Origin of the sequence: Denitromonas iodatirespirans (assembly GCF_018524365.1) — a bacterium.
Classification (GTDB): domain Bacteria; phylum Pseudomonadota; class Gammaproteobacteria; order Burkholderiales; family Rhodocyclaceae; genus Nitrogeniibacter; species Nitrogeniibacter iodatirespirans.
The window spans coordinates 196,327-208,751 of record NZ_JAEKFT010000001.1 but is presented as its reverse complement, the minus strand read 5'-3'; the positions used below and the strand labels follow the sequence as shown (position 1 = coordinate 208,751).

Sequence of the window (12,425 nt, the reverse complement as noted above, 5' to 3'; positions counted from 1 at the left end):
GCCTCGTGGCGCGGGCGCTCCGGATCAAACCTTGAAGCCGGAAACGGACCCTTTCAGTTCGACGGCCAGATCGGCCAGTTCGCCGATGGAAACGGCGGTTTGCTTGGTGCCGCGGGTGGTCTGCTCGGTAATCGCCTGGATGCCGCGCATCGACTCGGCCACGCGCGTGGCGCTGGCGGCCTGGCGCTGGGTGTCGGTGGAGATCTGTTCGATCAGCGAGGCGGCTTCGGACGACACGCTGCGAATCTCGACCAGCGCCTGACCGGCGGAGTCGGACAGCGCGGCGCCGGCGACCACGTCGCGGGTGGCGGTTTCCATGGCGGAGACGGCATCCTGCGTGTCGGTCTGAATGGTCTTCACGATCGCCGAGATCTGCTTGGTGGCTTCGGCCGAGCGTTCGGCCAGTCGCTGCACTTCTTCGGCAACCACCGTGAAGCCGCGGCCGGCTTCACCGGCGGAGGCGGCCTGGATGGCGGCGTTGAGGGCGAGCACGTTGGTCTGTTCGGTAATGTCGGAAATCAGTTCCACGATTTCACCGATCTCCTGGGACGACTCGCCCAGGCGCTTGATGCGCTTGGAGGTTTCCTGGATCTTCTCGCGAATCTCGTTCATGCCCTTGATGGTGTTTTCTACCGCGTCGCGGCCCTTGTTGGCCGAATCGAGCGAGCGGCGCGCCACCTGGGCGGACTGCATGGCGCGTTCGGAGGCCTCGGACATCGAGCGGGCCATCGACTGCACCGTTTCGCCCACTTCTTCGAGCTCTTCGGACTGGCGCTGTGCGGCGCTGAGCAGTTCGTTGGAGGTGCGGCGGGCGGCTTCGGTGGCGCTGGTCACGCGGCCGGCCGCGTCGTTGATCCGGCGCACCAGCACGGCGAGTTCTTCGACGGTGTAGTTCACCGAGTCGGCAATGGCGCCGGTGATGTCTTCGGTCACGGTGGCGCGGATGGTGAGGTCACCGTCGGCCAGGTCGCCCATCTCGTTCATCAGGCGAAGAATGGCCTGCTGGGTCTGGTTGCGTTCGTCTTCTGCCGACTTCTTCTGGCCTTCGGCCTCGACCCGGCGGGCGGCCAGGTCATCGCGGTACATCTTCACCATGGCGATCAGGGTCAGCACCGCCAGCGCACCGATCAAGGCGATGGCCAGGGGCAGGGTGCCGAAACCGCCGTAGTAGTCGGCGTAACGGGCGGCCAGGGCGCCGGCCTGCTCGGACAGCGGACGGGCGTTGTCGATGATGCGGCGGCCGGCCTGCTTGGCCTGCACCAGGTACTGAATGTTGCCCAGAATGCCCGACACGGCGGCCAGGCTTTCGTTGGCGATGGTTTCCAGTTCGGCCAGTTTGCCGCGGGTGGTGGCGTCCGGCGTCATCTCCTTGAGCTGACCGAGAATCTCGCGGAAGCTGTTGGTGTCCTTGCCCAGCAGGAAGGCCACTTCGGGGTCGATGGCGTCGGCCACCAGCAGGGCGTTGGCGTTCTTGGCGATCCGCTGGGTCAGCATCACCAGTCGGTTGGCGGTGGCGATTTCACGGGCGCTGGCGCCGCCTTGCAGCTTGAGCGCGGCGACCTGTTCGGTGATGTCGAGCAGCAGGGCGTTCTTTTCGTTAATGGTCTCCACCGAGTTGCTCAGCGTGGTCAGGTTCTTTTCCTGCGCCAGCAGCAACTGGGTGTCCTTGTCGGTCTTGGCCCAGGTCGTGGCGAGGCTTTCAAGCGCCGGCGCGAAGGCGTCCGGGCTGGCCGGCACGTCGCTGCCGTCGCTGCCCGGCGTTACCTGACCACCTTGGGTCACCGTGCTGAGCAGGCGATCGAACTCGGCGCGGCCGTCACGCAGTTCGGCAAACGCTTTGGCGTCGCCCTGCAGCGAGAGCTGGCCAGACTTGGCGGTTTGTTCCGACAAGGTCCGCATTTCGCCGGCGGCATACAGATAGGAGGTGGCGTGGGCCGCTTGGCGCGTTTGCAGGTAGATGAGCGTGCCGAGGGCCAGGACCAGCACGCCCAGCACCACGCCGAGCAGGCGCAGCTGGTCGGCGATCGGGCGTTTGCCCATCATGTTCAGCCCTGGGCCCCGCGCCGGTTTTGGTGCGGCTTTCGGTGCCTGCTCGGACTCCATGATGGTGGGGTCTTGGGCGATGGCGCCTGGCAGGGATGAGGTAATCGTTGAGGACATGGCGTTCGCTCCGTGTGGATGGGCGAGGTCGGAAAAAAGAAGGGCTTATACGGCGCTGGCTTCGAGGAAGTCGGTGTCGGCCAGCAGTCGGGGGACGTCGATATGTTTCCAGCGCCGGCCGTGGAGGTCGCGCACCTGGCGCGGCACCCAGCGGTTGGGCGGCGCGGCGCCGTTGTCCGGTTCGAAATCTTCGGGGCTGCGCAGGCCGACCGTGCTGCTGACCAGCAAGGCACAGTTGGCCCCGTGGCGGGCGCCGACCAGGACCAGCCGGGCACTGCCGGCCAGCGAGGTGAGGGCACCACCGCAGAAGGCGGACAGGTCGACGACGCCGAACAGTGTGCCGCGGACATTCGCCAGGCCGCGGAACCAGGCCTGGGTCAGCGGCACGGTGGCCAGCGGTGGCACGGGCAGGATCTCGCCGGCATCGGCCAGATCGACCAACCATTGGTCGCCCCCGGCAATCATGCCGAGCAGATCTCGGCGCGGCGCCGATTCGGCGTCGGCCAGCCGGCGGACCAGGCTTTCCTGGAATTCCCTGAGGCTGATGCGCTTGGCCATGCGGGGCCGCTCAGCCGATGGCCCGGATACGGGCCAACAACTCGGTGTGGTCGATGGGTTTGACCAGGTAATCGTAGGCGCCCTGGCGCATGCCCCAGATCTTGTCGGTTTCCTGCCCCTTGGTGGTGCAGATGATCACCGGGATCGACCGGGTGGCCTCGTCGCGCGAAATGGTGCGGGTTGCTTGGTAGCCGTTCATGCCCGGCATGACGACGTCCATCAGAATCAGGTCGGGCAGCTCGCTCTTGCTCTTGGTGATGCCCTCTTCGCCGGACTCGGCGGTGACGACCTGGTACCCGTTCTTGGTCAGCGCTTCGCTCAACGCGTAACGTTCGGTCGGGGAGTCGTCGACAATGAGAATCTTCTTGATCGGCATGGAATATCAACTCACTCGGTGGATTGAGCGGCGCCGCCATGGGTGGCGACGGCCCGCAGCAGGCTGTCCTTGGTGAAAGGTTTGGTCAGGTATTCGTCGGAGCCGACCATGCGGCCCCGGGCGCGGTCGAACAGACCGTCCTTGGACGAGAGCATGACGACCGGTGTTTTGGTCAGTCGGGCGTTTTTCTTGATCAGGGCGCAGGTCTGGTAGCCGTCGAGGCGCGGCATCATGATGTCGACGAAGATGACGTCGGGCCGATGGTCGGCGATCTTGGCCAGGGCATCGAAGCCGTCTTCGGCGAGCACGACCTGACAGCCGGCCTGCGCGAGAAAGATCTCGGCGCTGCGCCGGATGGTGTTGCTGTCGTCAATCACCATTACCTTCAGTCCGGTCAGATCAACCATGGTTACCCTGTGTCTCTGTTTGCGCTGCCTGTCGAGTGCTGAACGACATGTCGTCGTCTATCACTATCGGACAATCATTTCGCATCTTTAGGGCTCACTCGCAAATATTCGGTGTCTGCCACCCGTTCCGTCGAGGTATCGGTGCTAGCCCTGGGCATTCAGATTTCCACCAATTCGAAATCTTCCTTGCGCGCTTCGCACTCGGGGCAGGTCCAGTTGGGTGGGATGTCTTCCCAGCGGGTGCCAGGTGGAATGCCCTCTTCCGGAAGGCCGGCGGCTTCATCGTAGATAAAGCCGCAGATCAGACACATGTACGTCTTGAAACCGGTCTCGCCCATTGCTGTCGTTGTTTGCCTCATTGCGTTCGCCGCAGCCCGGCCGGGGGTCGGCGCCGGCGCGGCTGGCGGTGTCTCGTCTGTGGTGCATCCCGCACAGTCCCGGCGCGTGCGCGTCCCGGTCGTGTCTGCCTGCGCAGTGTTAAAATCTGCGGCATCTTACCGTATTTTGCTGCGCATGCCAGTGCGCGGCGGTCCGCCCGATCCGAGGCGGGAGACATTGATGCGTCATGTTGCTGCTGTTCTCGTGATTGGCCCCGCCGACCCCACGTCCGCCGCCGGGGTGAGCGCCGACGTGTTGTCGCTCGCCCACCAGGGCACCTATCCGCTCGCCGTGGTTTCCGAAATGTGCCTGCGCGATACGGCGCATTTCGAGGGGCGGGTGGCGCTCGATCCCGAGCTGGTCATTGAGCAGGCACGCCTGATCCTCGAAGATGTACCGGTGGCTGCGATCAAGCTTGTGGTGCCCGATTCGGTCGAGCTGGTCGCTGCCCTGGCCGAACTGGTCTCTGACTATGGCGAGGTGCCGCTGATCCTCGAAGCGCCCGCCCTGGCACTGCATGAAGACGACTCCGAAGATTCGCCGCTGGCGGCGGCGATCGAGTTGCTGCTGCCGCAGGCCGCCGTGCTGGTGGCCGACGTCAGCGTCGGCCGGCGGCTGGTGGCGGCGGGTTTCGAGGGCGATGAAGCGGGCATGAGCGTGGAGGCACTGGCGTCGGCCCTGTGCAGCGCCGGCGCAGGGCATGTGCTGTTGCTCGGCGGCGCGGCGGCGGTCCAGGTGGTGCATCTGCTGCATGGCCCCGAAGGCGTAGTGCGGCGCGATGTCTTCGAGCGCTCGCCACAGCCGGTGCTCGGCTTGTCGAGTTCCGTGTCGGCGGCACTGGCCGCGGCCATGGCCCAGGGGCAGGCGGTACCCGACGCCGTCCAGACCGCGCTGCGTTTTGCCCACGCGGCCGAGGGACGCCATTTCCGGCTGGGCATGGGGACCGCGGTGCCTGATCGCGGCATGATGTCATGACAACCCGGCGCCCGCTGCCGCGCGGCCTGTATCTGGTCACGCCCGACTGGGACGACAGCGCCCGGCTGATGACGGCGGTGGAGGCGGCGCTGGCCGGGCGGCCCGCCATGCTGCAATACCGCAATAAGACCGCCGACGCGCCGCGACGGCTGGCCCAGGCACTGGGGCTGCGGGCAGCTTGCCGCCGCGCGGGCGTGCCCTTCATCGTCAATGACGATCTGGAACTGGCGCTGCATGTCGATGCCGACGGCGTCCATCTCGGTCGCGACGACGGGGCGCTGGACGCCGCGCGTGAGCGCCTCGGGGCCGATCGCATCCTCGGCGTCACCTGCTACAACGAACTGCCGCGTGCCGACATGGCGGTCAAGCTCGGTGCCGACTATGTCGCCTTCGGTGCCATGTATCCCTCGCCGACCAAGCCGCAGGCCGTGGCGGCGACGCCGGCGCTGCTTGGCGCGGCACGGGCGCGCTTCGGCGTGAGCGTGGCGGCCATCGGCGGCATCACCGCAGACAACGCTGCGCCGCTGATCGCAGCGGGCGCCGACTTGCTCGCGGTGGTGAGTGATGTTTTCATGGCGGCCGATGTGACCGCGCGGGCGGCGGCGTATCGCGCGCTGTTCGACGCCACGCGGCCGCCCCAGTCCCCCTGAGCCCGGCTGTCGTGGCCTCGGGCACAACCTCTTTGGAAGAAGTCATGAGTCGAAACGAAACGCTGTTCAGTCGCGCCCAGGCCGTCATTCCCGGCGGCGTCAATTCCCCGGTGCGGGCCTTTGGCTCGGTGGGCGGCTTCCCGCGCTTCATCGCCCGGGCCGAAGGCGCCCGCATGTGGGATGCCGACGGTGCGGCCTATATCGACTATGTCGGCTCCTGGGGCCCGGCCATCGCCGGTCATGCCCATCCGGCCATCGTCGAGGCGGTGCGCGAGGCGGCGCTCAAGGGCTTGTCCTTCGGCGCGCCGACCGAGGTCGAAGTGGAGATCGCCGAGCAGTTGTGCGCGCATCTGCCCAGCCTCGACATGGTGCGCCTGGTCAGCTCCGGCACCGAGGCGACGATGAGCGCGATCCGGCTGGCGCGCGGTTACACCGGGCGCGACACCATCATCAAGTTCGAAGGCTGCTACCACGGCCATGCCGACTGCCTGCTGGTCAAGGCCGGCTCTGGCCTGCTGACCTTCGGCAACCCGTCCTCGGGCGGCGTGCCCGACGACTTCGCCAAGCACACCCTGGTGCTCGACTACAACAACCCCGAGCAGCTGGAGGAAACTTTCCGTGCCAAGGGCGACAGCATCGCCGCGGTGATCGTCGAGCCCTTCGCCGGCAACATGAACCTGATCCGCCCGAGCGACCGCTTCCTGCACCTGCTGCGCCAGTTGTGCACGGCGCACGGCGCGGTGCTGATCTTCGACGAGGTGATGACCGGTTTCCGGGTCGGCCCGCGCGGCGTGCAGGGGCTGGTCGGCATCACGCCGGACCTCACCACCCTGGGCAAGGTCATCGGCGGTGGCATGCCGGTGGGCGCCTTCGGCGGGCGCCGCGACATCATGGAAAAGATCGCCCCGCTGGGCTCGGTCTATCAGGCCGGCACTCTGTCGGGCAGCCCGGTGGCCGTGGCGGCGGGGCTGGCCTCGCTCAAGCTGATCCAGGCGCCGGGGTTCTACGAAGGGCTCGAGGCGCGCACCGTGCAGCTGGTCGAAGGCTTGCAGGTGGCGGCCAAGCGCCACGGTGTGACCTTCTGCGCCCAGTCCTTTGGCGGCATGTTCGGCCTGTATTTCGCCGAAACGCTGCCGCAGTCCTTCGCCGACGTGATGGCCTCGGATCGCAACCGCTTCAACCAGTTCTTCCATGCCATGCTCGACGCGGGCCACTATTTCGCGCCGTCGGCCTTCGAGGCAGGCTTTGTTTCGGCCGCGCACACCGAGGCGGATATCGCCGCCACGGTGGCTGCGGCCGACCGCGTGTTCGCCGGCATGGCCGGATGAACGGGCTTGATAAAAGCACGATCGTTCTATAATCTGGCGCCATGAACAAAGGCGAACGTACCCGGCAGACCATTCTCGATGCGGCAGTGGCCATGGCCTGCGAAGCAGGCTTCGAGTCGCTGTCCATCGGCGCTTTGGCCGACCGGGTCGGCATGTCCAAGAGCGGGCTGTTCGCCCACTTCGGTTCGCGCGAGGATCTCCAGATCGCCGCCATCGAAGCGGCGGCGGCGCGTTTTTCCGATCTGGTGTTCCTGCCGGCGCTCAAGGCGCCGCGCGGCGTGCCCCGGCTCGAAGCCTTGCTGGCCAACTGGCTGACCTGGGTCGAGCGGGGCGGCTGGGGCGGGGGCTGCCCGTTGCAGTCGGCCGCGCTGGAGTTCGACGACAAGCCCGGTCCGGTGCGCGACGTGGTGATCGCCCACTACCGCCAGCTCGAACGCGAACTGACCCGCACGGCGAGCCTGGCGGTCGAGCAGGGCGAGTTTCGCACCGACCTGGATCTGGGCAAGTTCGTCTTCGACATGCTCGGCATTGTCTTCGCCACCTACTACCGTCGGCGCCTGCTGGGCGATTCTGGGACCCGCGCCCTGGCGCAGGCCAGCTTCGGCGAGTTGATCGAACGCAGCCGGGCACACCCGGTGACCCACTGAGCCCGGCCGGGCGCAGTGTCCCGATAGAGAACAGAGAGACCCTCATGAAAAATCGGCCTGAAAATAGCACGAACGATCGTATTCAGTTGCTGACGCCGGCGCAGCGCCGCTGGGTGATGCTCAGTTCCCGCCTGTTTCCCGGCTGGACGGCGCGCCAGGCCGAGGCCATGCTGCTGCGCCCGCCGCGCAAGCGGGGTCGGGCGACCGAGGTGCTCAATGCCTGGGGCCGGCCGGAGACGCTCTCGGTCGGCGGCCATGCGATGCGGCTGTGGCATTTCGGCGAGGCCGATCGTCCGCACGTGGTGTTGGTTCATGGCTGGGGCGGCTATGGCGCGCAGCTGGCGCCCTGGCTGCCGGTGTTGTTGGCGCAGGGATTTTCGGTGACGCTGTTCGACCAGCTCGGCCACGGCGACAGCGAGGGCCGCGCCGGCGCCTTGCCGGATTTCATCGCCAGCTTGCGGGCGGTGGTCGAGGCGGTGCCGCAGACGCGGGCGGTGGTGGCGCACTCGATGGGCGCGGCCGGTGCGCTGCATGCGCTGCGCGAGGGGCTGGTGTTGGACGCGGCGGTGCTGATCGGCTCGCCCGCCAATTTCGACATCCATCTGCAGACACTGTCGCAGCGGGTCGGCCTCGGGCGGCGTGCCCATGATTCGCTCCAGGGCCGGCTCGAGCGGCGCTATCGGCCGATTGCCGAGATCGACGCGCTGGAGGGGCTGCCGGTGGGGCGCACGCGCGCCTTGTTCGTGCATGACGAGGACGACGCGGAGGTGGATTTCAGCCATCTGGCCCGCCTGCATGCGGCCTGGCCGGGCAGCGAGGCGATGGTCACACAGGGCTGGGGCCATCACCGGATCCTGCGTGCGCCCGAGGTGATCACCCGTGCGGCAGGATTCCTGGCGGCCGCGCTACAACAGGAAGAGCGAGGCCAGCCCGAGGAAGATGAAGAAGCCGCCTGAATCGGTACAGGCGGTGATCATCACGCTGGCGCCGAGCGCCGGGTCGCGGCCCAGGCGCTGCATGGCGGTGGGGATGATGACCCCCATGCTGGCGGCGAGCAGCAGGTTGAGCGTGGTGGCGAGCGTCATCACCACGCCCAGTTCGGCGTTATCGTAGAGCCACCAGGCCATCACGCCGAGTAGCCCGCCCCACACCAGGCCGTTGATCAGGGCGACGCCGACTTCCTTCTTGAGCAGGCGCTTGCCGCTTTCATGGCCGATCTGGCCGACCGCCATGGCGCGTACGATCATGGTGATGGTCTGGTTGCCCGAGTTGCCGCCGATGCCGGCGACGATGGGCATCAGCGCGGCCAGCGCGACCAGCTTTTCGATGGCGCCTTCGAACACCCCAATGACACGCGAGGCGATGAAGGCGGTGACCAGGTTGACCGCCAGCCAGGCCCAGCGGTTGCGCACCGAGTCCAGCACCGGGGCGAAGATGTCTTCTTCTTCGCGCAGACCGACCTGGTTGAGCAGCTCGGCTTCGGACTCCTCGCGAATGTGGTCGACCACCGCCGCCACCGTCACCCGGCCGATGAGGCGGTCGTCGGAAGACACCACCGGCGCCGACACCAGGTCGTAGCGTTCGAAGGCGGTGGCGGCGTCCTCGGCCTTGTCGTCCGGGCGCAGCATGAGCGGGTCGTCGTCCATGATGTCCGACACCAGCGCCTCGGGGTCGCACACCAGCATGCGGCCGAGCGAGAGCACGCCGCGCACCGCGTCGTTGCGGTCGGTGACATAGAGCTTGTCGGTGTGGTCGGGCAACTCGGCGAAACGGCGCAGATAGCGCAGCACGACCTCCAGGCGCACGTCTTCGCGCACCGTCACCATGTCGAAGTCCATCAGCGCGCCGACCGTGCCCTCGGGGTAGGACATGGCGGCGCGCAGCTGGGCGCGCTCCTCCACGTCGAGCGAGAGGTAGACATCCTCCATCACCGCGTCGGGCAGGTCGGGGGCGAGGTCGGCCAGCTCGTCGGCGTCGAGCTGTTCGGCGGCGGCCTTGAGCTCGTCGTGCGCCATGGTCTCGATCAGCGATTCGCGCACCGCATCGGAGACTTCGAGCAGGATGTCGCCGTCGCGCTCGGCCTTGACCAGGTCCCAGACGAACAGACGCTCGTCGACCGGCAGGGCTTCGAGGATGTAGGCGATGTCGGCCGGGTGCAGCTCGTCGAGCTTGTGGCTCAGTTCCGCCACATGCTGGCGATGGACCAGGTCCTCGACCAGGTCGTGGCGCGGCATTTCCTGGCGGTGCACGAGCGATTCGACCAGCGACTGCCGGCGTAGCAGGTCCTGCACCTCTTTCAGGTGCGCCTGGACATTCTCGCGGGGCTGCTCGAGTTCGGACATGAAGGGGGTTTCCGCTGATCCGGAGGGGCCGGCGCCGTTGGGCGGGGGCCATTGTACGTGCTTTGCCGGGGGGGCGCGACGCCCGTCAGGGTACTTGCGAGCGGTGCATGCGCGCCTGAATGCGGGCCGCGTGGGCGCTCAGGCGAGGCCCGAACTGGCGCTCGTAGCGGCGCGGGTTGGGCAGCATCACGGCCAGCCGGGCGGCCTGTTCCGGACCCAGCGCCGCGGCCGGGATGCTGTAGTAGTGGCGGGCGGCCGCTTCGGCACCGAAGACGCCGCGCCCCCACTCGACCACGTTCAGATAGACCTCGAGAATCCGCCGCTTGCTCCAGGTGGACTCGATCATCAACGTGACGATGGCTTCCTGCGCTTTGCGCACATAGCTGCGCGAGGGCGACAGGAACAGGTTCTTGGCCAGCTGCTGGCTGATCGTCGAGCCGCCGGCCACTGGCGCACCGCGTTTCTGGTTTTTCTCGATGGCGCGCTGAATGCCGTCCCAGTCGAAGCCTTCATGCTCGAGAAAGCGGTCGTCCTCGGCGGCGACCACCGCCTGTTTGAGATGGCGCGAGATCTTGGCGTAGGGCACCCAGCGGTGCTTGAGTTGCGCGGTCGGGTCGTCCTTGCGCAGCACGGCCAGCTGGGTGCTCATGAAGCGGGTCATGTCCGGATCGCTGCGGGTCCACCACAGCACATGGGCGAAGATCCAGCACTCGTACAGCACGAAGGCCGCCAGCAGGAGCAGCAGCGCGCCGCCGGTCCAGCGGCCGATGGCCTTCATTCGACGACCGGCGGTGTGCGCAGCGGGGTGAGCACCGGTGCGGTGTCGGGGCGCACGCCGCGCCAGATCAGGAAGCTCTCGGCCGCCTGCTCGACCAGCATGCCCACGCCGTCGGCGGTGCGCGCCGCGCCGGCGGCCAGCGCGGCGCGCAGAAAGGCGGTCGGCTCGATGCCGTACATCATGTCGTAGGCCAGTGCGCCGGGCGCATAGACGCTGGCCGGGATGTCCGGGGCGGCGGCCGACAGACTGGCCGAGGTGGCGTTGATGACGACATCGAAGGGGTCGCTGCCGATATCGTCGAAGCCGCCCGCGCTGAAGGCCACCGACCCGGCCAGCTGGGTGAAATGGGCTGCCAGCTCGCGGGCTTTGGCGGCGGTGCGGTTGGCCAGATGCAGGCGGGCCGGGCCGGCGTCGAGCAGCGGTTGCAGGGCGCCGCGCGCAGCGCCGCCGGCGCCGAGCAGCAGCACGCGGCGGCCGGCCAGCGGGCAGTCGAGATTGGCCACCAGATCGCGCACCAGGCCGACGCCATCGGTGTTGTCGCCGTGGATACCGTCGGCGCCGAAGCTCAGGGTGTTGACCGCGCCGGCGGCGCGGGCGCGCGGCGACAGTTGGTCGGCCAGTGCGAAGGCCTCGAGCTTGAAGGGCACGGTCACGTTCATGCCGCGCCCGCCCTCATTGATGAAGGCGCGCACGGTGTCCACGAAGCCGTCGAGCGGGGCGAGGATGCGCTCGTAACTCATGGCCTGGCCGGTCTGCGCGGCGAAGGCGGCGTGGATGGCCGGCGATTTGCTGTGGGCGACGGGGTGGCCGATCAGGGCGTAGCGGTCCATGGGATGGGCATCGGGCGTGAAAAACGCCATTTTACCGCCCTCGGCGGACGGGCCGGCTATTTCGGACTGCTGGTCTCGATCGCATCCGCATTGGTGAAACTCCAGGTGCGGGTGATTTCGAGAATGTCGGTGTCGCGACGGATGTTGGCCGGGAAGGGCGCGAACGGGGCGGCCAGCTCGACGATGCGCCGTGCCGCGTTGTCGAGCACCTTGTGGCCCGAGCTGCGATGGATGTTGATCGCCTCGACGCTGCCGTCGGCACGGATGACCACCGACATGAGCAGGCTGCCATACAGCTTGCCGCGCGCCGAATCGGGGTAGTTGAGGGTGCCCACGCGTTCGATCTTCAGGCGCCAGTCTTCGACATACTGGGCGAAGCGGTATTCCTTGGTGCGCGCGCCGATGAACTGCTTGCGCGGGCGCTTGGCGTATTCGTTGAGATTCTTGTCGATCTTGGCTTCGAGCCGGGCGATGGCGGCGGCGCTGTCCATCAGCTCGGTGCCGGAGATCTCGCGGGGCGTCTCGGCCGGCGTGTCGCTGTTCTGTGTCACCGCCTGGGTGGTCGGCGGGGTCTTGGCCTGGGCGACCAGCTTGCGCTGCGCCGCTTCGAGCTCTTGCACCCGCCGCTTGGCCTCGATCAGCTGGTCGCCGTCCTTGCGCTGATCCTTTGGCGGCAAGGGGGTGCTGGCCATTTTCTTGGCATCGGTGTTGCCGCCGCCGTCGAGGTTGGCCTGGGCCAGCGCCTCGGCCTTGTCGGGCGCGCGCGCGTGGCGGGCGTTGACCAGCACCACTTCGAGGCCGTTGTCTTTCTTGAAGGCCTTTTTCAGGTCCGGGAACTCGAAGTGCAGCGACAGCACCGCGCCATGCAGCAGGGCGGAAATTCCGAAAGCCAGGATGACCAGCGAGGAGCTGCCTCGCGCCAGCGCCAAGCCGGAAGGCTTGGGCGAGGCCGCCTTGGCGCGCTGTTTCGGAGGTTTGACGGCCTGGGTCATGGGG

At 67.5% G+C, this 12,425-nt stretch carries 14 protein-coding genes; 5 read left to right on the top strand and 9 right to left on the bottom strand.

Annotated elements, in window-relative coordinates; genetic code table 11:
• Nucleotides 1–24 precede the first annotated feature (24 nt).
• From I8J34_RS01000 to I8J34_RS00980, 5 genes are all read right to left on the bottom strand, one after another.
• Entirely contained in the window at nt 25–2,160 is a 2,136-nt protein-coding gene (locus I8J34_RS01000; RefSeq protein WP_214359486.1) for a methyl-accepting chemotaxis protein, read from the bottom strand.
• 45 nt (nt 2,161–2,205) lie between these two features.
• The gene (locus I8J34_RS00995) at nt 2,206–2,718 is read right to left on the bottom strand and encodes a chemotaxis protein CheW (protein WP_214359485.1); all 513 of its coding nucleotides are present in this window, start codon (nt 2,716–2,718) and stop codon (nt 2,206–2,208) included.
• A 10-nt stretch (nt 2,719–2,728) separates the two neighbouring features.
• The gene (locus I8J34_RS00990; RefSeq protein WP_304512710.1) at nt 2,729–3,094 is read right to left on the bottom strand and encodes a response regulator; all 366 of its coding nucleotides are present in this window, start codon (nt 3,092–3,094) and stop codon (nt 2,729–2,731) included.
• An 11-nt stretch (nt 3,095–3,105) separates the two neighbouring features.
• The gene (pilG, locus tag I8J34_RS00985) at nt 3,106–3,501 is read right to left on the bottom strand and encodes a twitching motility response regulator PilG (RefSeq protein ID WP_214359484.1); all 396 of its coding nucleotides are present in this window, start codon (nt 3,499–3,501) and stop codon (nt 3,106–3,108) included.
• Nucleotides 3,502–3,659: 158 nt separating this feature from the next.
• Nucleotides 3,660–3,812 (bottom strand): rubredoxin, encoded by a 153-nt coding sequence (locus I8J34_RS00980; RefSeq protein WP_214359632.1) that lies wholly within the window; start codon nt 3,810–3,812, stop codon nt 3,660–3,662.
• Between the two features lie 247 nt (nt 3,813–4,059).
• Between I8J34_RS00980 and I8J34_RS00975 the strand changes: the two genes are divergently transcribed.
• From I8J34_RS00975 to I8J34_RS00955, 5 genes are read left to right on the top strand one after another with little or no spacing between them, the layout of a single operon-like run.
• Nucleotides 4,060–4,854, top strand: a complete 795-nt coding sequence (locus tag I8J34_RS00975; RefSeq protein ID WP_214359483.1) for a bifunctional hydroxymethylpyrimidine kinase/phosphomethylpyrimidine kinase — start codon at nt 4,060–4,062, stop codon at nt 4,852–4,854.
• Complete coding sequence (gene thiE, locus I8J34_RS00970; RefSeq protein ID WP_214359482.1) at nt 4,851–5,504, top strand: thiamine phosphate synthase; 654 nt, start codon at nt 4,851–4,853, stop codon at nt 5,502–5,504. The genes I8J34_RS00975 and thiE overlap by 4 nt, the downstream gene beginning before the upstream one ends.
• A 44-nt stretch (nt 5,505–5,548) precedes the next feature.
• Nucleotides 5,549–6,832 (top strand): glutamate-1-semialdehyde 2,1-aminomutase, encoded by a 1,284-nt coding sequence (gene hemL, locus I8J34_RS00965; RefSeq protein WP_214359481.1) that lies wholly within the window; start codon nt 5,549–5,551, stop codon nt 6,830–6,832.
• 41 nt (nt 6,833–6,873) lie between these two features.
• Complete coding sequence (locus tag I8J34_RS00960) at nt 6,874–7,479, top strand: TetR/AcrR family transcriptional regulator (protein ID WP_214359480.1); 606 nt, start codon at nt 6,874–6,876, stop codon at nt 7,477–7,479.
• Between the two features lie 44 nt (nt 7,480–7,523).
• The gene (locus I8J34_RS00955; RefSeq protein WP_214359479.1) at nt 7,524–8,435 is read left to right on the top strand and encodes an alpha/beta fold hydrolase; all 912 of its coding nucleotides are present in this window, start codon (nt 7,524–7,526) and stop codon (nt 8,433–8,435) included.
• Here the strand turns inward: I8J34_RS00955 and mgtE are convergent.
• The 4 genes from mgtE to I8J34_RS00935 form a co-directional block, all read right to left on the bottom strand.
• Entirely contained in the window at nt 8,385–9,821 is a 1,437-nt protein-coding gene (gene mgtE, locus I8J34_RS00950; RefSeq protein ID WP_214359478.1) for a magnesium transporter, read from the bottom strand. The two genes, I8J34_RS00955 and mgtE, sit on opposite strands and share 51 nt — an antisense overlap.
• Before the next feature lie 85 nt (nt 9,822–9,906).
• Nucleotides 9,907–10,599 carry a monofunctional biosynthetic peptidoglycan transglycosylase gene (gene mtgA / locus I8J34_RS00945; protein ID WP_214359477.1) on the bottom strand — a complete coding sequence of 231 codons (693 nt, stop codon included), beginning with the start codon at nt 10,597–10,599 and terminating at the stop codon, nt 9,907–9,909.
• Nucleotides 10,596–11,429 (bottom strand): shikimate dehydrogenase, encoded by an 834-nt coding sequence (gene aroE, locus I8J34_RS00940; RefSeq protein WP_214359631.1) that lies wholly within the window; start codon nt 11,427–11,429, stop codon nt 10,596–10,598. Before aroE ends, mtgA begins: the two co-directional genes overlap by 4 nt.
• Before the next feature lie 56 nt (nt 11,430–11,485).
• Nucleotides 11,486–12,421 (bottom strand): energy transducer TonB, encoded by a 936-nt coding sequence (locus tag I8J34_RS00935; RefSeq protein ID WP_214359476.1) that lies wholly within the window; start codon nt 12,419–12,421, stop codon nt 11,486–11,488.
• Nucleotides 12,422–12,425: the final 4 nt, after the last annotated feature.

Bases quoted from the DNA above. Each gene is read 5' to 3' on its own strand.
- I8J34_RS01000 (WP_214359486.1), bottom strand. From the start codon at position 2,160: ATGTCCTCAACGATTACCTCATCCCTGCCAGGCGCCATCGCCCAAGAC.
- I8J34_RS00995 (WP_214359485.1), bottom strand. From the start codon at position 2,718: ATGGCCAAGCGCATCAGCCTCAGGGAATTCCAGGAAAGCCTGGTCCGC.
- I8J34_RS00990 (WP_304512710.1), bottom strand. From the start codon at position 3,094: ATGCCGATCAAGAAGATTCTCATTGTCGACGACTCCCCGACCGAACGT.
- pilG (WP_214359484.1), bottom strand. From the start codon at position 3,501: ATGGTTGATCTGACCGGACTGAAGGTAATGGTGATTGACGACAGCAAC.
- I8J34_RS00980 (WP_214359632.1), bottom strand. From the start codon at position 3,812: ATGTGTCTGATCTGCGGCTTTATCTACGATGAAGCCGCCGGCCTTCCG.
- I8J34_RS00975 (WP_214359483.1), top strand. From the start codon at position 4,060: ATGCGTCATGTTGCTGCTGTTCTCGTGATTGGCCCCGCCGACCCCACG.
- thiE (WP_214359482.1), top strand. From the start codon at position 4,851: ATGACAACCCGGCGCCCGCTGCCGCGCGGCCTGTATCTGGTCACGCCC.
- hemL (WP_214359481.1), top strand. From the start codon at position 5,549: ATGAGTCGAAACGAAACGCTGTTCAGTCGCGCCCAGGCCGTCATTCCC.
- I8J34_RS00960 (WP_214359480.1), top strand. From the start codon at position 6,874: ATGAACAAAGGCGAACGTACCCGGCAGACCATTCTCGATGCGGCAGTG.
- I8J34_RS00955 (WP_214359479.1), top strand. From the start codon at position 7,524: ATGAAAAATCGGCCTGAAAATAGCACGAACGATCGTATTCAGTTGCTG.
- mgtE (WP_214359478.1), bottom strand. From the start codon at position 9,821: ATGTCCGAACTCGAGCAGCCCCGCGAGAATGTCCAGGCGCACCTGAAA.
- mtgA (WP_214359477.1), bottom strand. From the start codon at position 10,599: ATGAAGGCCATCGGCCGCTGGACCGGCGGCGCGCTGCTGCTCCTGCTG.
- aroE (WP_214359631.1), bottom strand. From the start codon at position 11,429: ATGGACCGCTACGCCCTGATCGGCCACCCCGTCGCCCACAGCAAATCG.
- I8J34_RS00935 (WP_214359476.1), bottom strand. From the start codon at position 12,421: ATGACCCAGGCCGTCAAACCTCCGAAACAGCGCGCCAAGGCGGCCTCG.